The organism is Enterobacter sp. KB-221C9 (assembly GCF_041320715.1).
GTDB lineage: Bacteria > Pseudomonadota > Gammaproteobacteria > Enterobacterales > Enterobacteriaceae > Enterobacter > Enterobacter asburiae_D.
The window spans coordinates 165791-187231 of sequence record NZ_JBGIWG010000005.1 but is presented as its reverse complement, the minus strand read 5'-3'; the positions used below and the strand labels follow the sequence as shown (position 1 = coordinate 187231).

Annotated in this window: 17 protein-coding genes; 11 read left to right on the top strand and 6 right to left on the bottom strand. The window is 59.4% G+C overall.

Features of this window, described 5'->3' with window-relative positions; all coding sequences use genetic code 11:
• Position 1: 1 nt before the first annotated feature.
• From lsrD to lsrA, 3 genes are read right to left on the bottom strand one after another with little or no spacing between them, the layout of a single operon-like run.
• The gene (gene lsrD / locus AB8846_RS09155; protein WP_370732547.1) at positions 2-979 is read right to left on the bottom strand and encodes an autoinducer 2 ABC transporter permease LsrD; all 978 of its coding nucleotides are present in this window, start codon (positions 977-979) and stop codon (positions 2-4) included.
• A complete protein-coding gene (gene lsrC / locus AB8846_RS09150) occupies positions 980-2011 on the bottom strand; it encodes an autoinducer 2 ABC transporter permease LsrC (protein WP_233002750.1) in 1032 nt (343 codons plus the stop codon). It lies immediately after the preceding gene.
• Positions 2008-3495 carry an autoinducer 2 ABC transporter ATP-binding protein LsrA gene (gene lsrA, locus AB8846_RS09145; protein WP_370732631.1) on the bottom strand — a complete coding sequence of 496 codons (1488 nt, stop codon included), beginning with the start codon at positions 3493-3495 and terminating at the stop codon, positions 2008-2010. The genes lsrC and lsrA overlap by 4 nt, the downstream gene beginning before the upstream one ends.
• A gap of 215 nt (positions 3496-3710) precedes the next feature.
• Between lsrA and lsrR the strand changes: the two genes are divergently transcribed.
• The 3 genes from lsrR (at position 3711) to AB8846_RS09130 (ending at position 8501) form a co-directional block, all read left to right on the top strand.
• Positions 3711-4679 carry a transcriptional regulator LsrR gene (lsrR, locus tag AB8846_RS09140; protein WP_010435856.1) on the top strand — a complete coding sequence of 323 codons (969 nt, stop codon included), beginning with the start codon at positions 3711-3713 and terminating at the stop codon, positions 4677-4679.
• Positions 4680-4713: 34 nt separating this feature from the next.
• Positions 4714-6294 (top strand): autoinducer-2 kinase, encoded by a 1581-nt coding sequence (gene lsrK, locus AB8846_RS09135; protein ID WP_063144895.1) that lies wholly within the window; start codon positions 4714-4716, stop codon positions 6292-6294.
• A gap of 185 nt (positions 6295-6479) precedes the next feature.
• Positions 6480-8501, top strand: a complete 2022-nt coding sequence (locus AB8846_RS09130; protein ID WP_370732546.1) for an FAD-dependent oxidoreductase — start codon at positions 6480-6482, stop codon at positions 8499-8501.
• A 138-nt stretch (positions 8502-8639) separates the two neighbouring features.
• On the opposite strand, the gene rlmG is transcribed toward AB8846_RS09130, so the two are convergent.
• A complete protein-coding gene (gene rlmG, locus AB8846_RS09125; RefSeq protein WP_370732545.1) occupies positions 8640-9776 on the bottom strand; it encodes a 23S rRNA (guanine(1835)-N(2))-methyltransferase RlmG in 1137 nt (378 codons plus the stop codon).
• 83 nt (positions 9777-9859) lie between these two features.
• Here rlmG and AB8846_RS09120 point away from each other — a divergent pair, with 83 nt between their 5' ends.
• From AB8846_RS09120 to sstT, 4 genes are all read left to right on the top strand, one after another.
• A complete protein-coding gene (locus AB8846_RS09120; RefSeq protein ID WP_023333531.1) occupies positions 9860-10363 on the top strand; it encodes a YgjP-like metallopeptidase domain-containing protein in 504 nt (167 codons plus the stop codon).
• A 70-nt stretch (positions 10364-10433) separates the two neighbouring features.
• Complete coding sequence (locus AB8846_RS09115) at positions 10434-11432, top strand: Gfo/Idh/MocA family protein (protein WP_370732544.1); 999 nt, start codon at positions 10434-10436, stop codon at positions 11430-11432.
• 250 nt (positions 11433-11682) lie between these two features.
• Positions 11683-12651: a TerC family protein gene (locus AB8846_RS09110; RefSeq protein WP_063143531.1), complete on the top strand. Its 969-nt coding sequence runs from the start codon at positions 11683-11685 to the stop codon at positions 12649-12651.
• A gap of 271 nt (positions 12652-12922) precedes the next feature.
• Positions 12923-14164: a serine/threonine transporter SstT gene (sstT, locus tag AB8846_RS09105; RefSeq protein WP_370732543.1), complete on the top strand. Its 1242-nt coding sequence runs from the start codon at positions 12923-12925 to the stop codon at positions 14162-14164.
• 85 nt (positions 14165-14249) lie between these two features.
• Here the strand turns inward: sstT and AB8846_RS09100 are convergent, their stop codons facing one another.
• Both AB8846_RS09100 and uxaC read right to left on the bottom strand, forming a co-directional pair.
• Positions 14250-15737, bottom strand: a complete 1488-nt coding sequence (locus AB8846_RS09100) for a UxaA family hydrolase (RefSeq protein WP_370732542.1) — start codon at positions 15735-15737, stop codon at positions 14250-14252.
• Positions 15738-15754: 17 nt separating this feature from the next.
• Positions 15755-17167: a glucuronate isomerase gene (uxaC, locus tag AB8846_RS09095; protein ID WP_370732541.1), complete on the bottom strand. Its 1413-nt coding sequence runs from the start codon at positions 17165-17167 to the stop codon at positions 15755-15757.
• Positions 17168-17642: 475 nt separating this feature from the next.
• On the opposite strand from uxaC, the gene AB8846_RS09090 reads away from it, so the two are divergent.
• The 4 genes from AB8846_RS09090 to mzrA all read left to right on the top strand — a co-directional run bounded on the left by AB8846_RS09090 (position 17643) and on the right by mzrA (position 21308).
• Positions 17643-18941, top strand: a complete 1299-nt coding sequence (locus tag AB8846_RS09090; RefSeq protein ID WP_370732540.1) for an MFS transporter — start codon at positions 17643-17645, stop codon at positions 18939-18941.
• Between the two features lie 197 nt (positions 18942-19138).
• A complete protein-coding gene (exuR, locus tag AB8846_RS09085) occupies positions 19139-19915 on the top strand; it encodes a transcriptional regulator ExuR (protein WP_023309288.1) in 777 nt (258 codons plus the stop codon).
• A 344-nt stretch (positions 19916-20259) separates the two neighbouring features.
• Complete coding sequence (gene yqjA / locus AB8846_RS09080; protein WP_023309289.1) at positions 20260-20922, top strand: DedA family general envelope maintenance protein YqjA; 663 nt, start codon at positions 20260-20262, stop codon at positions 20920-20922.
• A gap of 2 nt (positions 20923-20924) precedes the next feature.
• Positions 20925-21308 (top strand): EnvZ/OmpR regulon moderator MzrA, encoded by a 384-nt coding sequence (gene mzrA, locus AB8846_RS09075; RefSeq protein WP_121424730.1) that lies wholly within the window; start codon positions 20925-20927, stop codon positions 21306-21308.
• Positions 21309-21441 lie beyond the last annotated feature (133 nt).

Here is a 21441-nt window from a genome sequence, read left to right as displayed (position 1 = left end):
CTTACGCTCCGGATAGTTTTCTAAAGAGAGAACGCACCCACTCGCGGTGCAGACTCAGCGAACGTCCCATCACCACCACAACCAGCAGCGCCCCTGACAGCGCGCTCGACACCTGGTTAGGGATGCCGACCATCTGTAAACCCTGCTGCAGGTAGCCCACCAGCAGCGCCGCCAGCGCCGTACCGACAACCGAACCTGACCCGCCGTAGATATTGGCCCCGCCGAGCACGGCGGCGGTGAGCGCGGGCATCAGCAAATCGCGCCCCAGATCCGAACGCGCGGAGCCGAAATAGGAGACCATCACCAGCGCGGCAACCGCCGAGGCCACGCCCACCAGCCCGTACAGCGCGTAGGGCATACCGTTCACCGACAGCGCCGCATAGCGCGCCGCGCGAGGATTCTGCCCGATCAAAAACAGGTGACGACCAAAGCGCCCGCGGTGGGTAATCAGCCAGAAGAAAACGGTAATCACCGCGAACAGCACCAGCGGGATCGGCAGACCCAGCACCGTGAGGTTAGCGAACGCCGTGAAGCTGTCCGGGAAGCCGCCGATGCCCTCATAGCCCGTCGCCCCCGCCATGCCGGAGAGCAGCAGCGCGCCGCCGCCGTAGAGGTAGAGCGTGCCGAGGGTGATCACCAGCGGGCTGATGCCGGTGTAGTGAATAAGCGCGGCATTAAATAATCCGCACAGCAGGCCGAGCAGCAGCGTCAAGGGAACGGCGACCGCCATCGGCCACCCCGCCTGCATCATCACGCCCAGCGCGATGGCGCACAGGCCGATGGTCGAGCCGAGGGAGATGTCGATCCCGCCGCTGATAATCACCAGCGTGAGCGGCAGCGCCACAATGCCGATGCAGATAAAATCGCTGGTGCTAAACAGCAGCATGTTGACGTCGAGCATGCGCGGGTTGATGGCGCCAAAGAGCAGGATCTCCAGTACCAGTAAAATCAGCAGCGCGCTTTCCCAGTTAAGCCTCATTTACGCCACCTCTTTTTTGCGTTTGGGAAACGGGGTGACGTGCTTTCCCCCTTTGTTACCCGGCTGGAAACGACCGTACTTCAGCGCCCGCTGATGGCGCGCCAGCGCCTGGCGCAGGCGCCCGTCGAGCACCAAAACGCCCAGCAGCACCAGCCCGGCGATAAAGTCGTTCCACCACGCCGGGAGCCTGAACAGCACCAGCACGGTGTCGATTTGGGTCAGGAAGAAGGCGCCGAGCAGCGCGCCAACCAGCGTGCCCGTGCCGCCCAACAGCGAAATACCGCCGAGCACGCAGGCGGCGATGGCCTTCATCTCCAGCCCGCTGCCGGTCTGGTTAGGTACAAAACCAATCTGCGCGGCAAAAACGATCCCGGCGCAGGCCGCCAGCATGCCGTTCAGGGTAAAGGCAATCATGCGGGTGCGGTTCACCGCCACGCCCAGCTGGCGCGCGGCGGCGAGGTTATCCCCCACGGCATAAAAATCACGCCCGAACGCGGTGCGCGACAGCGTCCACGCGCCTGTGGCTGCGACGATCAACACCAGCATGCCGAGCGGCGAAATGCCGACGGCGGCAGGCTCAGAAAGGGATTTCAGCCCCGGCGGCAGCCCTTCAATCCATTTTCCGCCCGTCCAGAGCAGCATCGCCCCGCGGTACAGCCCCAGCGTGCCGAGGGTGGCGACAATCGCCGGGATGCGCAGCCCCACCACCAGAAACCCGTTGAACGCCCCGGCCAGCGCGCCAGTCGACAGCGCAAAGAGAATGGAAACGGGCAGGCTGTAGCCGCTATTAAGCGCCACGCCGACGGCGATGGCGGACAGCCCGACGATGGAGCCGACGGACACGTCGATATTGCGGGTCAGCATCACCAGCGCCGCGCCGATGGCCAGCAGGATCAGGATCTGCGAGCTGGCGAAGATCATCCCCAGCGTCTGTAAACTCAGGTAGGACGGGTTCAGCGCCACCAGCACGGCGAACAGCGCCAGAATGGCGAGAAACGCGCTCAGCTCGCGGTTTTTGAGTAAGGTCTTCATGATTGCCCTCCGAACGCCAGCGCCATCATTTTGTCGAGGCTGACGGCGTGGCGCGGCAGCTCACCGCTGAGCACGCCCTGATGCATCACCAGCACCCGGTCCGCAAGGCCCGGGAACTCGTCAAGATCGCTTGAGATCATCAGCACCGCCACGTTCTGTGCCGCCACGCTTTTTATCAGCTGGTAGATGTCCGCGCGCGCCGAGACGTCCACGCCGCGCGTCGGTTCATCGACGATCAGCAGTAAAGGGTTGGCCTCGAGACAGCGCGCCAGCAGCACCTTCTGCTGGTTGCCGCCGGAGAGCGTGCGCACGGTTTGATCCGCATGGTTGAGCTTGATCCCCAGTGCCCGGTGATAGCGTTCCACCACCGCGGACTCCCGCTTGCGCTGCTGCCAAATCGACGGCTCGTTCAGCGCCACGGTGTTCCAGCGGATCGGCGCGTCGAGGAACAGGCCGGACACCTGCCTGTCTTCCGGCAGGTAGACCAGCCCTTTTTCCAGGCGTGAACTTACCGGATCGCCGGTGATCTCCTGATTCTCCAGCCAGACGCGGCCCCCGCGCACCGGCCGCAGGCCGTATAGCGTTTCCGCAAGCTCGGTGCGTCCGGATCCCACCAGACCGGCCAGGCCGACGATCTCCCCGGCGTAGATCTCAAGGCTGAGATCGATAAACCCTTCCCCGGTGAGATCGTCCACCCGCAGCACCGGGAAATCCTGCGGCTGGGTGCGGCGGTTGCCCGGCAGCGCCAGCCACAGCTTTTGCGTATCGCTGAGGGATTTCTCCCGGCTTACCGGCGTCATGGCGGCGATCAGGGCGCTGTCGTCAAACTGCGCGGTTTCACCGCTCAGCACCACCGCGCCGTCGCGCATGACCGAGACGTGGCTCGCCAGCTGGCGGATTTCCGGCAATTTGTGCGAGATAAAGACAATCCCGACGCCGAGCGCCTGCAGGGCGCGGATCTGGCGGAACAGCCGCTCGGTTTCACCGGGCGTGAGGGAGGCCGTGGGTTCGTCGAGGATCAGGATCCTGGCATTGCGCATCAGCCCGCGCAGGATCTCCACCATCTGCTGATCCGCCACTTCCAGGGTGCTGGCGGCAGCGTCGAGGTTAAGCTGGCACTGCAGCTGCTGGAGTTTCTCCGCCAGCCGCTTTTCCAGATCGCGTTCGCGCGGCAGGCGGAACAGGATGTTTTCCCGCACCGTCAGGTTGGGGAATAGCAGCGGCTCCTGCGGCACCAGGTAAATGCCTAACCTGTGCGCCTGCACGGGCGTGAGCCGCGCATATGACTGCCCCTCGACAGAAAGTTCACCGCTGTCCGGCGTTTCAACCCCGGCGATGATCTTCATTAGCGTCGATTTTCCCGCGCCGTTTCCGCCCATCAGGGCGTGCACCTGGCCCGCAAGCAGCGTGAAATCAATGCCTTTTAGAACCGGCACGCCTGAGAACTGCTTGCTGATATTTCGCGCGTCGAGAAGTGGTGTCATCATCGCTCCGCTATTGAACAAATGATTTTAAGATTTAATAATGTTCAAAAGCGTAGACGGTGAACTATATTTACAACCGTGCAGGGATCACAGTTTTATCGATTGAGATACAGATAAACCAGAAACGATCCAAAAGATCCGTTTTGTCGCGTGGCTCACACTTTCCCTTCGCGCCATCACGAACATATGATCTAAATTTTTATAAGAGTTCAACTATGAGCGATAAACGCACTGCGGAAGAAGGACGGTTTGCCGGGCTGGCACTGGCGGAAGAGGAACTGGTTGCGCGCGTGGCCTGGTGTTACTACCACGACGGATTAACCCAGAACGACATCGGCGAGCGGCTCGGGCTACCGCGCTTGAAGATTTCTCGCCTGCTGGAGAAGGGCCGCCAGTCCGGGGTGATCCGCGTGCAGATTAACTCCCGCTACGAGGGCTGCCTGGCGCTGGAAACCGAGCTACAGCAGCGCTTTGGCCTGAAGCTGGTGCGCGTGATGCCCGCGTTAAATACGCCGCCGATGAACGTGCGGCTCGGCATTGGCGCGGCACAGTCGCTGATGGGCGTCCTGGAGCCCGGCCAGCTGCTGGCGGTGGGGTTTGGTGAAACCACCATGAGCAGCCTGCAGCACCTGAGCGGCTTTATCAGCTCGCAGCAGATCCGCCTGGTGACGCTCTCCGGCGGCGTCGGGCCCTATATGACCGGTATCGGCCAGCTGGACGCGGCCTGCAGCGTCAGCATGATCCCCGCCCCGCTTCGCGTGTCATCCGCCGAGGTGGCCGGGATCTTAAAACGTGAAACCAGCGTGCGGGACGTGATCCTCGCCGCCACCGCCGCCGACGTGGCGGTGGTCGGCATTGGTTCGGTGAACCAGCGCCGTGACGCCACGATACTGCGATCCGGCTATATCAGCGAAGGCGAACAGCTGATGTACGCCCGCAAAGGCGCGGTCGGCGACATTCTCGGCTATTTCCTCAATGCCGAAGGCGAATGCGTTGAGGAGTTGGAGATCCATAAAGAACTGCTGGGCGTCACGCTCGATGAACTGGCGCAGCTGCCCACCATCGTTGGCGTGGCCGGAGGAGAAGAGAAAGCCGATGCGATTTATGCCGCACTGAAGGGTCGCCGTATCAATGGCCTGGTGACGGAGGAGACGACAGCCCGCGCGGTGCTGGCCCTGACGTAACGGGGTTGCCCTGCGCTAACAACGAGGCAAGCTCATGAGTTACCTTTTAGCGTTAGATGCAGGGACAGGCAGCGTTCGCGCCGTTATTTTCGATTTACAGGGCAACCAGATTGCCGTCGGCCAGGCCGAGTGGAAGCACCTGAGCGTGGAGAACGTGCCGGGGTCAATGGAGTTCGACCTCGAGACCAACTGGCAGCTGGCCTGCCGGTGCATTCATCAGGCGCTGGAGCGCGCGCGCCTGAGCGCGGCGGACATTCAGTCCGTCGCCTGCTGTTCCATGCGCGAAGGGATCGTGCTGTATGACCGCAACGGCGAGGCCATCTGGGCCTGCGCCAACGTCGACGCCCGCGCCAGCCGCGAGGTAGCCGAACTCAAAGAGATCCACGACGACCGTTTTGAATCCGAAGTGTATGAAGTTTCCGGCCAGACGCTGGCGCTGAGCGCCATGCCGCGCCTCCTGTGGCTGGCGCACCATCGCCCGGATATTTACCGCAAGGCCGCGACCATCACCATGATCAGCGACTGGCTGGCGGCGAAGCTCTCCGGCGAGCTGGCGGTCGACCCGTCTAACGCGGGCACCACCGGCATGCTCGATCTCTTCTCCCGCGACTGGCGTCCGGCGCTGCTCGACATGGCCGGGCTTCGCGCCGATATCCTCTCCCCGGTGAAAGAGACCGGCACCGTGCTGGGCGCTATCACCAAAGAGGCCGCACAGCAGAGCGGCCTGCGCGAAGGCACCCCGGTGGTGATGGGTGGCGGCGACGTACAGCTGGGCTGTCTGGGGCTGGGCGTGGTCCGCGCCGGACAAACGGCGGTGCTGGGCGGTACCTTCTGGCAGCAGGTGGTGAACCTGCCGCAGGTGCGCACCGACCCCGACATGAACATCCGCGTGAACCCGCACGTTATTCCCGGCATGGCGCAGGCGGAGTCGATCAGCTTCTTTACCGGGCTGACCATGCGCTGGTTCCGCGACGCCTTCTGCGCGGAGGAAAAGCTGATTGCCGAGCGGATGGGGATGGACACCTACTCCCTGCTGGAAGAGATGGCGAGCCGCGTGCCGGCAGGCTCCCACGGGGTGATGCCGATCTTCTCCGACGCGATGCATTTTAAGCAGTGGTACCACGCCGCGCCGTCGTTTATTAACCTCTCCATCGACCCGGAAAAGTGCAACAAAGCGACGCTGTTCCGCGCCCTGGAGGAGAATGCGGCGATCGTCTCGGCCTGCAACCTGGCTCAGATTTCACGCTTCTCCGGCGTGACGTTTGAGAGCCTGGTGTTTGCGGGCGGCGGGGCCAAAGGCGCCCTGTGGAGCCAGATCTTAAGCGACGTGACCGGCCTGCCGGTGCGCGTGCCGGAAGTGAAAGAGGCGACGGCGCTCGGCTGCGCCATTGCGGCAGGCGCGGGCGCGGGGCTGTTTGCGGATATGGCCTCGACGGGCGAGCGGCTGGTGAAGTGGAGCCGCGAGTTCACGCCGAACCCGCAGCACCGCGAGCTGTACGACGGCATGATGCAGAAATGGCAGGCGGTGTACGCCGACCAGCTGGGGCTGGTGGATAGCGGACTGACGACGTCGATGTGGCAGGCACCGGGGCTGGTGCGCGCAACGGCGCCGTAAAATACGCCGGATGGCGCTGCGCTTATCCGGCCTACGGTTTTGTAGCCCCGGTAAGCGCAGCACCACCGGGGAAGTTCTTTGAGATCTATCACAATCATTCGATCCCGCTTTTACCTTTCCACTGCCGCTGGCTAAATTAGTAACTCATCCGACCACATAACAATAATTTTACACTGGAAGAGACTATGAGCCGCTACCCGTCGTTATTCGCCCCTCTCGATCTGGGGTTCACCACACTCAAAAACCGCGTGTTGATGGGGTCGATGCACACCGGGCTGGAGGAGCATCCGGACGGGGCCGAGCGTCTGGCAGCCTTCTATGCCGAGCGCGCCCGCCACGGGGTGGCGCTGATTGTCACCGGCGGCGTGGCCCCTGCGCCTTCCGGCGTGGGCATGGAGGGCGGCGCGGTCCTGAACGATGTGGCGCAGCTGCCGCACCACCGCATTGTGACCGACGCGGTACACCGCGAGGGCGGGAAAATCGCCCTGCAAATCCTGCACACCGGGCGCTACAGCTACCAGCCGAACCTGGTCGCGCCGTCGGCTCTTCAGGCACCGATTAACCGTTTTAAACCTCACGCCCTGACCCACGACGAGATCCTGGCGTTGATTGACGACTTCGCCCGCTGCGCGGCGCTGGCACGCGAGGCGGGCTACGACGGCGTCGAGGTGATGGGCTCCGAAGGCTACCTGATCAACGAGTTCCTCGCCGCCCGCACCAACCAGCGCGACGACGAATGGGGCGGCGACTATGCCCGCCGGATGCGCTTTGCCGTGGAGGTGGTGCGCGCGGTGCGCGAACGTGCGGGCGCGGACTTTATTATCGTCTTCCGCCTGTCGATGCTCGACTTGGTGGAAGGCGGCGGGACGTTCGACGAAACAGTACAGCTGGCGCAGGCGATTGAAGCCGCAGGTGCCACGATTATCAACACCGGCATCGGCTGGCACGAGGCGCGCATCCCGACCATCGCCACGCCGGTGCCGCGCGCGGCGTTCAGCTGGGTAACGCGCAGGCTGAAGGGCAAAGTGTCTGTTCCGCTGGTCACCACCAACCGCATTAACGATCCGCAGGTGGCGGACGATGTGATATCACGCGGCGACGCCGATATGGTGTCGATGGCGCGCCCGTTCCTGGCGGATGCCGAACTCCTGTCCAAAGCGCAAAGCGGCCGTGCGGACGAGATTAATACCTGCATCGGCTGTAACCAGGCCTGTCTGGATCAGATCTTCGTCGGCAAGGTCACCTCCTGTCTCGTCAACCCGCGCGCCTGCCATGAAACCAAAATGCCGGTCGTTCCGGCGGTGAATAAAAAACGACTGGCCGTGGTGGGCGCAGGCCCGGCGGGGCTGGCGTTCGCGGTAAATGCCGCCTCGCGCGGGCACAGCGTGACGCTGTTTGATGCGCTGGCGGAGATTGGCGGGCAGTTTAATATCGCCAAACAGATCCCCGGCAAAGAGGAGTTCTATGAAACCCTGCGCTACTACCGCCGGATGATCGAGCTTACGGGCGTCGATCTGCGGCTCAACCAGTTTGTCAGCGCAGCGGATCTGATCGGTTTCGATGAGGTGATCCTGGCGAGCGGGATCGTCCCGCGCCTGCCGGCGATCGAGGGTATCGATCATCCGAAGGTATTGAGCTATCTGGACGTATTGCGAGACAAAACGCCGGTTGGCGAGAAGGTGGCGATTATCGGCTGCGGCGGGATCGGCTTTGATACCGCCATGTACTTAAGCCAGCCGGGCGAGGCCTCCAGCCAGAACATTGCCGAGTTTTGCGTGGAATGGGGTATCGACACCAGCCTGAGCCAGTCCGGCGGATTGCGCCCGGAAGGGCCGCAGCTGCCGAAAAGCCCGCGCCAGATCGTGATGCTGCAGCGTAAGGCCAGCAAGCCGGGCGAAGGGCTGGGCAAAACCACGGGCTGGATCCACCGCGCCACCCTGCTCTCGCGCGGGGTGAAGATGATCCCGGCGGTCAGCTACGAGAAGATCGACGACGAGGGTCTGCACGTCACGATCGGCGGCGAGCCGCAGCTGCTGCGCGTGGATCACGTCATTTTATGTGCCGGGCAGGAGCCGAAACGGGATCTGGCGGATCCGCTGCGCGAGGCCGGTAAAACGGTGCATTTGATCGGCGGGTGCGATGTGGCGATGGAGCTGGACGCGCGGCGGGCAATTGCGCAGGGAACGAAGTTAGCTCTGGAGATCTAGAACATTGCCCGGTGGCGCTACGCTTACCGGGCCTACGGGTTCGAGGCCGTTGTAGGCCCGGTAAGCGCAGCGCCACCGGGCATCAGACTGCACACTACGTAGGCCTGTGCAAGCGAAGCGCCGCCAGGCAAAACAATCTTAACGACGACGTCCCAGCTTCACCGCCTTCAGCACCACGAACTTGTTGTTCGTCGCAACGGTGACGCAGTTGCCGAAAATCTTCTTCAGCTTGTGGAAGTAGTCCAGGTGGCGGTTCGCCACGATGTACAGCTCGCCGTTGATTTTCAGGCAGCGGCGCGCGTGGTGGAACATTTCCCACGCGACGTTATCCGTCAGGGCATGCTTCTGGTGGAACGGCGGGTTGCAGAACACCGCGTTGAAGCGGAACGGCTCTACGCCAGACAGCGCGTTGTTGATCATAAACTCGCAGCGGTCCAGCGCTTCCGGCATGTTGGTTTCCACGTTCAGACGGCTGGAGGCCACCGCCATTGGCGACTCGTCGCTGAACACCACGCTGGCGTCCGAGTTCTTCGCCAGCAGCGTCAGGCCAATCACGCCGTTACCGCATCCCAGGTCGACAATTTCACCTTCCAGATTTTCCGGCAGATGTTCCATGAAGAAACGCGCCCCGATATCCAGACCGGTGCGGGAGAAGACGTTCGCATGGTTGTGGATGGTCCAGTCGGTGCCTTCCAGCGTCCAGCTCAGGGTCTCCGGCGCGTCGGCCAGCTCCGGCGCGCTGAAGGTGCAATTGATCAGGCGCGCTTTTTTCCAGGCCAGCGTCGTGGTGGTCGGACCGAGGACTTTCTCGAACAGCTCCAGCGTCGAGGTGTGAATATCGCGCGCTTTGGCACCCGCGATAATGCGCGTTTCCGGCGTCACGACCTTGCGCAGCGCGCGCAGCTGTTGCTCCAGCAGCGCCATGGTTTTTGGCACTTTGATCAGCACCACGCCCGGCGCCTGCGGGTAGTCCGCGGTGCTGTCCAGAAACTTCACGCTGGACTCTTCGATGTCGTTATGGCGCAGGTTTTCACGCGTCGCCAGCTCGCTCAGGTAGGAATCGCCGATGCTGTAAGGCGTGTGCTCCGCCAGGGCGCAGCCCAGCGCGCCAAACGCGTCATTCAGGATCAAAACCGGGCCGCGGATTTCAGTCTCATCCAACTGCTGCAGCAGATATTCATCCGCCGCTTCCCACGCCATGAGCGGGTTAACGTCGTCCGTTTCCGGGAAACGTTTAAGGTTGAGTGAACGGAAACCGTTGTCTAAGTGGCTCATCGGCCCTCCTGAATGGTAAAATTTGGCGTATCCCTGAAAAGGGTGCGTGAGTATACCCGTTTTATTGTCGATTTGGGGCGTTGATGAACCAACTTACTTATCTCCAGGGCTATCCGGAGCATTTACTGACTCAGGTTCGCAGCCTGATTGCCGAGCAGAAGCTCGGCGCGGTGCTGGAAAAACGCTATCCCGGCACGCACGATTTCGCGACCGATAAGGCCCTCTGGCAGTATACGCAGGATCTGAAAAGCCGGTATCTGAAGAGCGCGCCGCCGATCAACAAGGTGATGTACGACAACAAGATCCACGTGCTGAAAAACGCGCTCGGCCTGCACACCGCCATCTCCCGCGTGCAGGGCGGCAAGCTGAAGGCGAAGGCCGAAATCCGCGTCGCGACGGTTTTCCGTAACGCGCCGGAAGCCTTTCTGCGGATGATCGTCGTCCATGAGCTGGCGCACCTGAAAGAGAAAGAGCACGACAAAGCGTTCTATTCCCTGTGCTGCCACATGGAGCCGCAGTACCACCAGCTGGAGTTTGATACCCGGCTATGGCTTACGCATTTATCGTTAAATGGTAATGCGGAATAGCGCACGCGAATTGTCATGATGACGTGCTACAGTGGCTAAAGGTTCCCCGCTACGGAGTACGTAAACGTTTATGATACGTTTCGCAGTCATTGGTACGAACTGGATCACGCGCCAGTTCGTCGACGCCGCCCACGAAACCGGCAAACTTAAACTTACCGCAGTCTATTCCCGCAGCCTTGAGCAGGCGCAGAGTTTTGCTAACGACTATCTCGTTGAGCATCTCTTCACCTCGCTCGACGAGATGGCACAAAGCGACGCCATTGACGCGGTGTATATCGCCAGCCCGAACTCCCTGCACTTCCCGCAGACAAAGCTGTTTCTCAGCCACAAAAAGCATGTGATTTGCGAGAAGCCGCTGGCGTCAAATATCCAGGAAGTGGAGGCGGCCATCGCGCTTGCCCGCGAAAACCAGGTGGTGCTGTTCGAAGCGTTCAAAACCGCCAGCCTGCCGAATTTCCTGCTGCTGCAGCAGTCTCTGCCGAAAATTGGCAAAGTGCGTAAAGCTTTTATCAACTACTGCCAGTACTCGTCGCGCTACCAGCGCTATCTGGACGGCGAGAACCCGAACACCTTTAACCCGGCCTTCTCGAACGGCTCGATTATGGATATCGGTTTTTACTGCCTGGCGTCCGCCGTGGCGCTGTGGGGCGAGCCGCACAGTGTCAGTGCGCAAGCCAGCCTGCTGGAGAGCGGCGTGGATGCGCACGGCTTAGCGGTGCTGGACTACGGTGATTTCAGCGTCACGCTACAGCACTCGAAAGTGAGCGATTCCGTGCTGCCAAGCGAGATTCAGGGCGAAGCCGGCTCGCTGGTTATCGAGAAGATCTCCGAGTGTCAGAAAGTGAGCTTTGTGCCGCGCGGCGGCAAAGCGCAGGAGCTGACGCAGCCCCAGCATATTAACACTATGCTCTATGAGGCAGAGGTCTTCGCCCGTCTGGTGGAAGACAACGAAGTGAATCACCCTGGCCTGGCGGTGAGCCGCACCACGGCGAAGCTGCAAACGGAGATCCGCCGCCAGACCGGCGTGGTATTCCCGGCAGACGGCGTAGGCGCGGAAGCGATCGCGTAAAGCTGTGTAATGAAACGGCGCAGACCATTGACGAAACCAATGGTCTGACATATTTTGTTACCTGCAAAGGGGAGTAACTTCTTCGCCGGTGGATCGTCATTACGATGCGTTAAACACGCATCCGGTCGCCGGGCAACCCTCGTGGTTGTAAGTGAGACCTTGCCGGAAGGCGAGGTCTATGCATAAAAAGCTAACGGCTATCGTCTTCTGACCATGGCCGTTTTTGTTTTTTATGTGTAAGGAAAATAGTATGCATTCTGTCGGCACTCCAATGTTGTGGGGCGGATTCGCGGTTGTCGTGCTCATCATGCTGGCGATCGACCTCTTTTTGCAGGGGCGTCGCGGCGCACACGGCATGAGCATCAAACAGGCTGCGGCCTGGTCTCTGGTGTGGGTCACCCTCTCCCTGCTGTTCTGTGCCGCCTTCTGGTGGTATCTGGCCTCGACCGAAGGCCGCGCGGTGGCCGATCCTCAGGCACTCGCCTTCCTCACCGGCTATCTGATTGAAAAAGCCCTGGCGGTTGATAACGTCTTCGTCTGGCTGATGCTGTTTAGCTACTTTGCCGTGCCTGCTGCCCTGCAGCGCCGCGTGCTGGTCTACGGCGTGCTGGGTGCCATTGTTCTGCGTACCATTATGATCTTCGCCGGCAGCTGGCTGATTACCCAGTTCGAGTGGCTGCTGTACGTCTTCGGCGCGTTCCTGCTGTTCACCGGTATTAAAATGGCGCTGGCGAAAGAGGATGGCTCCGCGATTGGCGATCGCCCGCTGGTGAAGTGGATCCGTGGGCATCTGCGCATGACCGACAAGATTGAGAGCGAGCACTTCTTCGTGCGCAAGAACGGCCTGCTCTTTGCCACCCCGCTGCTGCTGGTGCTGATTCTGGTTGAGCTGAGCGACGTGATTTTCGCGGTGGACAGCATCCCGGCGATTTTCGCGGTGACCACCGACCCGTTCATCGTCCTGACCTCAAACCTGTTCGCCATCCTCGGCCTGCGTGCGATGTACTTCCTGCTGGCGGGCGCGGCGGAGCGCTTCTCGATGCTGAAGTACGGTCTGTCGGTGATCCTGGTGTTTATCGGTATCAAGATGCTGATCGTCGATTTCTACCATATCCCAATCGCCATTTCGCTCGGCGTGGTGTTTGGCATTCTGATCGTGACGCTGATTATCAATACCTGGGTTAACCGCCAGCACGATAAGAAGCAGCAGGTGGAGTAAAACGTTCGGTGCGGCCTGATGCCCTCACCCCGGCCCTCTCCCACAGGGAGAGGGTGAAAAGTAATGTAGGCCGGGTAAGCGCAGCGCCACCCGGCACTTTCGTTAATCAATAGTTAAAAAACATGACGCAACACGTAAAATCCAGCATTTTACGCTTCCCTCCACGGACACTTTCCCTATACTCGACCAGGCAAACATTTACTTACATCCGGACATAAATGTGACTAAGAGCACATCCGGGATGGAACGCAATTTCACTTAAGGAATCCCCATGACCGCATCCTCGTCTGGTCTGTTTGCGCGTCTGTCGCGCGGCAGCCTCGTTAAGCAAATACTGGTTGGCCTTGTGCTCGGCATCGCGCTGGCACTGATCTCGAAACCTGCCGCCGAGGCCACCGGCCTGCTCGGCACGCTGTTCGTCGGCGCGCTGAAAGCGGTCGCGCCGGTTCTGGTGTTGACCCTGGTGATGGCCTCAATCGCCAACCACCAGCAGGGGCAAAAAACCAATATTCGCCCGATTCTATGGATGTACCTGCTGGGTACGTTCTCCGCCGCGCTGACGGCAGTTATCGTTAGCTTTATCTTCCCTTCCACGCTGCAGCTGACCACCGGCGCAACCGACATTACGCCACCTGCGGGCATTGTTGAGGTGATGCACGGCCTGCTGATGAGCATTGTTGCAAACCCGATCCACGCGCTTATCAACGCGAACTACATCGGGATCCTGGTGTGGGCAGTCGGTTTGGGCTTTGCCCTGCGCCATAGCAATGACACGACAAAAAACCTGGTCAACGACCTTTCTAACGCCGTGACCTTTATCGTGACGGTGGTGATCCGCTTCGCGCCGATTGGTATTTTTGGTCTTGTCGCCTCGACGCTGGCAACGACCGGTTTTGGCGCCTTGTGGGGCTATGCCCAACTGCTGCTGGTGCTGATCGGCTGTATGGCCGTGGTGGCGCTGGTTATTAACCCGCTGCTGGTGTTCCTGCAGACCCGTCGTAACCCGTACCCGCTGGTGCTGATGTGCCTGCGCGAAAGCGGCGTGACCGCCTTCTTCACCCGCAGCTCTGCGGCGAATATTCCGGTCAACATGTCGCTGTGTGAGAAGCTGAATCTGGACCGCGATACCTATTCCGTCTCAATCCCATTGGGGGCGACCGTCAATATGGCGGGGGCGGCAATTACCATCACGGTGCTGACGCTGGCGGCGGTCAATACGCTGGGTATCCCGGTGGATTTGCCAACGGCGCTGCTGCTAAGCGTCGTTGCTGCGCTCTGTGCCTGTGGTGCATCCGGCGTGGCGGGCGGTTCCCTGCTGCTGATCCCGCTGGCATGTAATATGTTCGGCATCCCGAACGAGATCGCCATGCAGGTGGTTGCGGTGGGCTTTATCATCGGCGTATTGCAGGACTCCTGCGAGACGGCGATTAACTCCTCCACCGACGTGATGTTCACCGCCGCCGTATGCCAGGCGGAAGACGCGCGTTTAGCGAAGAACGCACTTCGCAGTTAAAACAAAAGCCCGGTGGCGGCTACGCCTTACCGGGCCTACAGGGTTTCGTAGGTCGGGTAAGCGTTAGCGCCACCCGACATCACACTTAAAGCGTCACACCGCTCTTAAAAATCGCCAGCTCGCGGAAATCGTTCTTCTCGTTGCAGGTCTGCCTACCGTTCGCAAATTCCACGATAGCGTCCACGAACTCCGTCAGCAGCTGCGGCATCGCTTTGCCGTGGATCAGCTGGCCCGCATCGAAGTCGATCCAGTGCTTTTTCTTTGCCGCCAGCTCGCTGTTGGTGGCGATTTTCACCGTCGGCACAAACCCGCCGTACGGCGTACCGCGCCCGGTACTGAACAGCACCATATGACAGCCCGCACCCGCCAGCGCGCTGGTGGCGACCGCATCGTTGCCCGGTGCGCTCAGCAGGTTCAGACCGTGCGTTTTCAGGCGCTCGCCATAGCGCAGAACGTCCACCACCTGGCTCGCGCCCGCTTTCTGAGTGCAGCCGAGGGATTTCTCTTCCAGCGTGGTGATCCCGCCCGCTTTGTTACCCGGCGACGGGTTCTCATAAATCGGCTGATTGTGGGCAATGAAGTACTGTTTGAAGTCGTTCACCATGGTGACGGTCTTCTCAAACGTCTCTTCGTCGCGGCAGTGGCTCATCAGAATACGTTCCGCGCCAAACATTTCCGGCACTTCGGTCAGCACCGTCGTGCCGCCGTTGGCAATCACGTAGTCCGAGAAGCGGCCCAGCATCGGGTTGGCGGTAATGCCGGACAGGCCATCGGACCCGCCGCACTCCAGCCCAAACTTCAGCTCGCTCAGCTTGCCCGGCTCGCGCCTGTCGTGGCGCATCACGTCGTACAGCTGATGAAGCTGCTCAATGCCCGCTTCCACTTCGTCGTCCTGGTGCTGGCACACCATGAAGTGCACGCGCTCAGGATCGAATTCCCCCAGCGTGTCGCGGAAGGCGTCAACCTGATTGTTCTCGCAGCCCAGGCCAATCACCAGCACCGCGCCCGCGTTCGGGTGACGCACCATGTTTTGCAGCATGGTGCGGGTGTTAATGTGGTCGTCACCCAGTTGGGAGCAGCCGTAAGTGTGGCTGAACAGATGCACGCCGTCAGTGCCTTCGGCATTGTTGGTCTCTTTCAGGAAGCGCGTCTGGATCTGACGCGCAATCCCGTTCACGCAGCCGACGGTCGGGAGGATCCACAGCTCGTTGCGGATCCCCACGTTGCCGCTGGCGCGACGGTAGATCTGCACCTCACGATCCGCCGCCTGACGCTCTTCTGCCGGTAAATCAGGTTGATAGCTGTACTCGTCCAGATCGCTCAGATTGGTGCGGGTATTGTGAGAATGAATATGTTCACCCGGCGCAATATCCGCCAGCGCATGACCAATCGGAAGACCGTACTTAACGACGTTGTCCCCTTTGGCGAGAGGCTTCACGGCAAACTTGTGTCCGCGAACGATCGCCTGAAGCAGGGTGACATTTTGGTTATCAACGGTCACCACGTCGCCTTCACAGAGATCCGTCAGCGCGACGGCCACGTTATCCAGCGAATGGATTTTGATGTATTGCATATCAACCTCAAACGGCCTTAGTTCAGTTCAATGGCGAAGTAGTCACGCGCATTGTTAAAGCAGATGTTTTTCACCATTTCGCCCAGCAGCTGGATATCCGCTGGCGCTTCGCCCGCGTGCACCCAGCGGCCAATCATCTGGCACAGAATGCGGCGGAAGTACTCATGGCGGGTATAGGACAGGAAGCTGCGGCTGTCGGTCAGCATACCGACAAAGCGGCTCAGCAGACCCAGCTGTGCCAGCTGCGTCATTTGACGCTCCATGCCGTCTTTCTGATCGTTGAACCACCAGCCGGAACCGAACTGCATCTTGCCCGGCATCCCTTCGCCCTGGAAGTTGCCGACCATGGTGCCCAGCACTTCGTTATCGCGCGGGTTCAGGCAGTACAGGATGGTTTTTGGCAGCAGGTTTTGTTCGTTCTGTTTGCTCAGCAGTTTGGACAGCTCTTCCGCCAGCGGACGGTCGTTGATGGAGTCGAAGCCCACGTCCGCGCCCAGCAGTTTGAACTGGCGCTGGTTGTTATTGCGCAGCGCGCCGATATGGTACTGCTGTACCCAGCCGCGACGGGCGTATTCCGCGCCGAGGAACACCAGCACCGCCGTTTTAAACTGCGCCACTTCGTGCTCGCTCAAGCCTTCGCCGGAGAGACGACGCGCAAGGATACTGTCCAGCTCGGCTTCGTTTGATTCCGCAAACAGCACCACGTCCAGCGCGTGGTCAGACACTTTACAGCCGTGCGCCGCGAAGTGGTCCAGACGTTTGGTCAGCGCGGTTTGCAGGTCAGCGAAACGACGGATGTCGGTATCCGACACTTCCGCCAGCTTCGCCATGTAGTAGGTGAAGGTGGCCTGCTCAATGTTGAAGGCTTTGTCCGGGCGCCAGCTTGGCAGCACTTTGATATCAAAAGAGGCGTCTTTGGCGACAACGGCATGATGTTCCAGGGAGTCAATCGGATCGTCGGTAGTGCCCACCATCTTCACGTTCATCTGCTTCATGATGCCGCGCGCGGAGAAGTTATCCTGCGCCAGCAGCGCATTGCAGCGATCCCAGATTTCATCGGCGGTCGTTGGGGAGAGCAGCTTGCCGGTGATGCCAAACGGACGACGAAGCTCGAGATGCGTCCAGTGGTAGAGCGGGTTGCCGATGGTGTGCGGAACGGTCGCCGCCCAGGCGTCAAACTTCTCGCGGTCGGTCGCATCGCCGGTACACAGGCGCTCGGCGACGCCGTTGGTGCGCATGGCGCGCCATTTGTAGTGGTCACCCTTCAGCCAGATGTCATACAGGTTTTTGAAACGGTAATTTTCGGCAACCTGCTGCGGCGGTAAATGGCAGTGGTAGTCGAAAATCGGCTGGTCTTTTGCGTAGTCGTGGTACAGGCGGCGAGCAAATTCGGTATCTAACAGAAAATCTTCGGTCATAAACGGCGTCATTATCGTCTTCCTCATTACGGGAGCGCAGAAAGCGTATGTTCATATGCTGCAAAGTTATCACACCAATTTCCACCCACCGAAGCTTTTTTCGTGAGTGAGATCAATAAACGCCAACAAATAAATTACCCTCAATGGAGTAAACCCTTCTGCACCCCCCGCCATTACTGGCTTTGCGCGCAACGATTAATGTCCCCACAAATAATCATACATTTGTGATGTCACTCACCTTTTAAAGTTGTATGACAAGTTATCTTTTCGCCGTCGCAAACTATAAGCCGACGGAATGCATTGCCGGTGTTTGATACATCGGGTTTAACGGTACGGATACCGACTTATGCACGCTTACTTATGGCAAGGTTCGGGCCGTTCCGGGACATGTTCCCGGCTACGCCCCTCCCGTTACACAACTGCTCCCGGAAATGGTTGAGAGGTTGCCGTGCCCCGGCGCGGAAATAACATAACGATGAGGTTTTAGATGCGTAAAATTAAAGGGTTACGTTGGTATATGATCGCACTGGTGACGTTAGGCACCGTGCTGGGCTACCTGACGCGTAACACCGTGGCAGCAGCAGCGCCAACGTTGATGGAAGAGCTGCATATCTCCACGCAGCAATACTCCTACATCATTGCCGCCTATTCCGCGGCGTATACCATCATGCAGCCTGTTGCTGGCTATGTGCTGGACATTCTCGGTACCAAAATCGGTTATGCCTTCTTCGCCATCGCCTGGGCGGTGTTCTGCGGTGCAACCGCGCTGGCAGGCAGCTGGGGTGGACTGGCGCTGGCTCGCGGTGCGGTCGGTGCGGCTGAAGCCGCAATGATCCCGGCTGGCCTCAAGGCCAGCTCCGAGTGGTTCCCGGCGAAAGAGCGCTCCATTGCTGTCGGCTACTTCAACGTGGGCTCGTCCATCGGGGCGATGATTGCGCCGCCGCTGGTGGTGTGGGCTATCGTGATGCACAGCTGGCAGATGGCGTTCATCATCTCGGGCGTGCTGAGCTTTGCCTGGGCGATGGCGTGGCTGATTTTCTACAAACACCCGCGCGATCAGAAAAAGCTCTCCGAAGAAGAACGCGAATACATCATTGGCGGTCAGGAAGCGCAGCATCAGACCAACAACGGCAAAAAAATGACCGTCTGGCAGATCCTGGGCACCCGTCAGTTCTGGGGTATCGCCCTGCCGCGTTTCCTGGCTGAACCGGCCTGGGGTACCTTTAACGCGTGGATCCCGCTGTTCATGTTTAAAGTCTACGGCTTTAACCTGAAAGAGATCGCGATGTTCGCCTGGATGCCAATGCTGTTCGCTGACCTGGGCTGTATCGTGGGCGGCTACCTGCCACCGCTGTTCCAGCGCTGGTTTGGGGTGAACCTGATTGTTTCCCGTAAGCTGGTGGTGACCATGGGTGCACTGCTGATGATTGGCCCAGGCATGATCGGCCTGTTCACCAGCCCGTACATCGCCATTGCCCTGCTGTGCATCGGTGGCTTTGCGCACCAGTCCCTGTCCGGCGCGCTGATTACGCTCTCGTCTGACGTCTTTGGTCGAAACGAAGTGGCAACCGCCAACGGTCTGACCGGCATGGCCGCCTGGACCGCGAGTACGATGTTCGCTCTGGTGGTCGGCGCGCTGGCGGATACCATCGGCTTCAGCCCGCTGTTCGCCGTGCTGGCGATCTTCGACCTGATGGGGGCGGTGGTTATCTGGACGGTGCTGAAAAGCAAATCGGCAGAGGAGCTGGCGAAAGAGTCCCTCGGAGGACCGGCGACGCAGAGTTAGCGTTGTTGTGCCGGGTGGCGGCTTCGCCTGACCCGGCCTACAAAACCCAATAAAACCGTAGGCCGGGTAAGCGCAGCGCCACCCGGCAAAATCTTCTCAAAAGCCGCCTCCGGGCGGCTTTTTTAATGGCAAAATCTGGAGAGTGACACGCAAAAGTGGTATAACAAATCATCTGCCGTACCCTGCCTGGAGCGCATATGGAAATCACCGAACCACGTCGTTTATATCAACAACTTGCTGCGGAGCTGAAAGATCGCATCGAGCAAGGGGTCTATCTTGTCGGTGATAAACTTCCCGCCGAGCGCTTTATCGCGGATGAAAAAAGCGTGAGCCGCACCGTGGTGCGTGAAGCGATTATCATGCTGGAAGTGGAAGGCTACGTTGAGGTACGCAAAGGCTCCGGCATTCACGTGATTTCTAATCTGCCGAAACACTCTCCCGTCGCGGACGAAAGCCTGGAATTTGCCAGCTATGGCCCGTTTGAGCTGCTCCAGGCTCGCCAGCTGATCGAAAGCAACATTGCTGAGTTTGCAGCCACGCAGGTGACCAAGCAGGACATCATGAAGCTGATGGAGATCCAGGAGAACGCCCGTAAGGAAAAATGTTTCCGCGATTCAGAGTGGGATCTTCAGTTCCACGTTCAGGTCGCCCTGGCAACCCAAAATACGGCCCTGGCGGCAATCGTTGAAAAAATGTGGACTCAGCGCGTTCACAACCCGTACTGGAAAAAACTGCACGACCATATCGATTCCCGTACCGTCGACAACTGGTGTGACGATCACGACCAAATCCTTAAGGCGCTGATTCGTAAAGATCCGCATGCCGCCAAGCTGGCGATGTGGCAGCACCTGGAAAACACCAAGCAGATGCTGTTCAACGAAACCAGCGATGACTTCGAATTTAACGCTGACCGCTATCTTTTTGCCGATAATCCGGTTGTTCATCTCGATACGGCATCCAGTGCCGCAAAATAGATGACCTTTCTGCCGGCAGGCGCTACGTTGCGCCTTCCGGCTTACATGGGTAAGCAAAACATATATAGTGTCAGCCTTTGTAAATCCCCTCGCTCACTTCCTGGGCTTACGCCAAAATCAACTCACCCCTGCAAATTCTGTGACGCAGAACGTTGGGCTTTGTTACAATTGGATTCAATTCCTTATTTTGTAAGTTAGTGCTTGCTAACCAGCCAATTAACAGGGAACAGTGTTGGCCACACCGCAATGTGTCCGCGAGCGACCATAATGAAATCACAACAATGTCGCCGTGCTGTTTGTCCCGGATAACAGGCGTGACGTTAACCGATTTCCAGGAACACTGAATGGAACTTTTGACCCAACTACTGCATGCCCTCTGGGCGCAGGATTTTGAAACGCTGGCCAACCCCTCCATGATTGGCATGCTCTATTTCGTCTTGTTTATGATCCTGTTCCTTGAGAACGGTTTGCTGCCTGCTGCCTTCCTGCCCGGTGACAGTTTGCTGGTGCTTGTCGGCGTGCTGTGTGCCAAAGGGGCGATGGCGTTTCCACACACCATTTTATTACTGACCGTGGCGGCCAGCCTGGGCTGCTGGGTGAGCTATATCCAGGGAAGATGGCTGGGCAATACCCGGATCGTCCAGAACTGGCTCTCTCATCTTCCCGCGCATTATCACCAGCGGGCGCACCACCTTTTCCACAAGCACGGGCTTTCCGCGCTGCTGATTGGCCGCTTTATCGCCTTTGTTCGCACCCTGCTGCCTACCATTGCCGGTCTGTCGGGGTTGAGCAGCGCGCGCTTCCAGTTCTTTAACTGGATGAGCGGTCTGCTATGGGTGCTTATTCTGACGACGCTGGGCTATGCGTTGGGTAAAACCCCGGTCTTCATGAAATATGAAGATCAGCTGATGTCCTGCCTGATGCTGCTGCCCGTGGTTCTGCTGGTCTTCGGCCTGATTGGCTCACTGGTTGTCCTGTGGAAAAAGAAATATGGAGCCAGAGGCTGACGATGGTTATCTCACCGCTCGCTCTGCGCCGTTTTGCCTTTGCCATGATTACGCTGGTGGTGCTCAGCGCCCTGCTGCTGGCATGGAGCGCGCTTTCGCATCAGGAATCGACGCTGGCTATTCGCCCGGTAAACCAGGGAGCCAGCGTGCCTGACGGTTTTTCTGTCTGGCATCATCTGGATGCGAACGGTATCCGCTTTAAGAGCATCACTCCACAGGACGATGTTTTACTGATCAAGTTTGATTCCCGTGCGCAAAGTGCCGCCGCGAAAGTGGTTCTCGACCGTACGCTGCCGCACGGGTATATCATTGCTCAGCAGGAAGATGAGAGCCAGCCTGCAGCCTGGCTCTCATTGATTCGCGATACGTCGCATCGGTTTGGATAACTTCCAGGATTCCGAATCTTTTCACTCACTTTGGTGAATCCCCCGTTTACTTACTATGCTTAAGTACGCGGAGCACCCCTCGATGTACTCCGCATAACTTTGGATAGCGGCTTATGCCGCCACACAATGGAAG

Bases quoted from the DNA above. Each gene is read 5' to 3' on its own strand.
- lsrD (WP_370732547.1), bottom strand. From the start codon at position 979: ATGAGGCTTAACTGGGAAAGCGCGCTGCTGATTTTACTGGTACTGGAG.
- lsrC (WP_233002750.1), bottom strand. From the start codon at position 2,011: ATGAAGACCTTACTCAAAAACCGCGAGCTGAGCGCGTTTCTCGCCATT.
- lsrA (WP_370732631.1), bottom strand. From the start codon at position 3,495: ATGACACCACTTCTCGACGCGCGAAATATCAGCAAGCAGTTCTCAGGC.
- lsrR (WP_010435856.1), top strand. From the start codon at position 3,711: ATGAGCGATAAACGCACTGCGGAAGAAGGACGGTTTGCCGGGCTGGCA.
- lsrK (WP_063144895.1), top strand. From the start codon at position 4,714: ATGAGTTACCTTTTAGCGTTAGATGCAGGGACAGGCAGCGTTCGCGCC.
- AB8846_RS09130 (WP_370732546.1), top strand. From the start codon at position 6,480: ATGAGCCGCTACCCGTCGTTATTCGCCCCTCTCGATCTGGGGTTCACC.
- rlmG (WP_370732545.1), bottom strand. From the start codon at position 9,776: ATGAGCCACTTAGACAACGGTTTCCGTTCACTCAACCTTAAACGTTTC.
- AB8846_RS09120 (WP_023333531.1), top strand. From the start codon at position 9,860: ATGAACCAACTTACTTATCTCCAGGGCTATCCGGAGCATTTACTGACT.
- AB8846_RS09115 (WP_370732544.1), top strand. From the start codon at position 10,434: ATGATACGTTTCGCAGTCATTGGTACGAACTGGATCACGCGCCAGTTC.
- AB8846_RS09110 (WP_063143531.1), top strand. From the start codon at position 11,683: ATGCATTCTGTCGGCACTCCAATGTTGTGGGGCGGATTCGCGGTTGTC.
- sstT (WP_370732543.1), top strand. From the start codon at position 12,923: ATGACCGCATCCTCGTCTGGTCTGTTTGCGCGTCTGTCGCGCGGCAGC.
- AB8846_RS09100 (WP_370732542.1), bottom strand. From the start codon at position 15,737: ATGCAATACATCAAAATCCATTCGCTGGATAACGTGGCCGTCGCGCTG.
- uxaC (WP_370732541.1), bottom strand. From the start codon at position 17,167: ATGACGCCGTTTATGACCGAAGATTTTCTGTTAGATACCGAATTTGCT.
- AB8846_RS09090 (WP_370732540.1), top strand. From the start codon at position 17,643: ATGCGTAAAATTAAAGGGTTACGTTGGTATATGATCGCACTGGTGACG.
- exuR (WP_023309288.1), top strand. From the start codon at position 19,139: ATGGAAATCACCGAACCACGTCGTTTATATCAACAACTTGCTGCGGAG.
- yqjA (WP_023309289.1), top strand. From the start codon at position 20,260: ATGGAACTTTTGACCCAACTACTGCATGCCCTCTGGGCGCAGGATTTT.
- mzrA (WP_121424730.1), top strand. From the start codon at position 20,925: ATGGTTATCTCACCGCTCGCTCTGCGCCGTTTTGCCTTTGCCATGATT.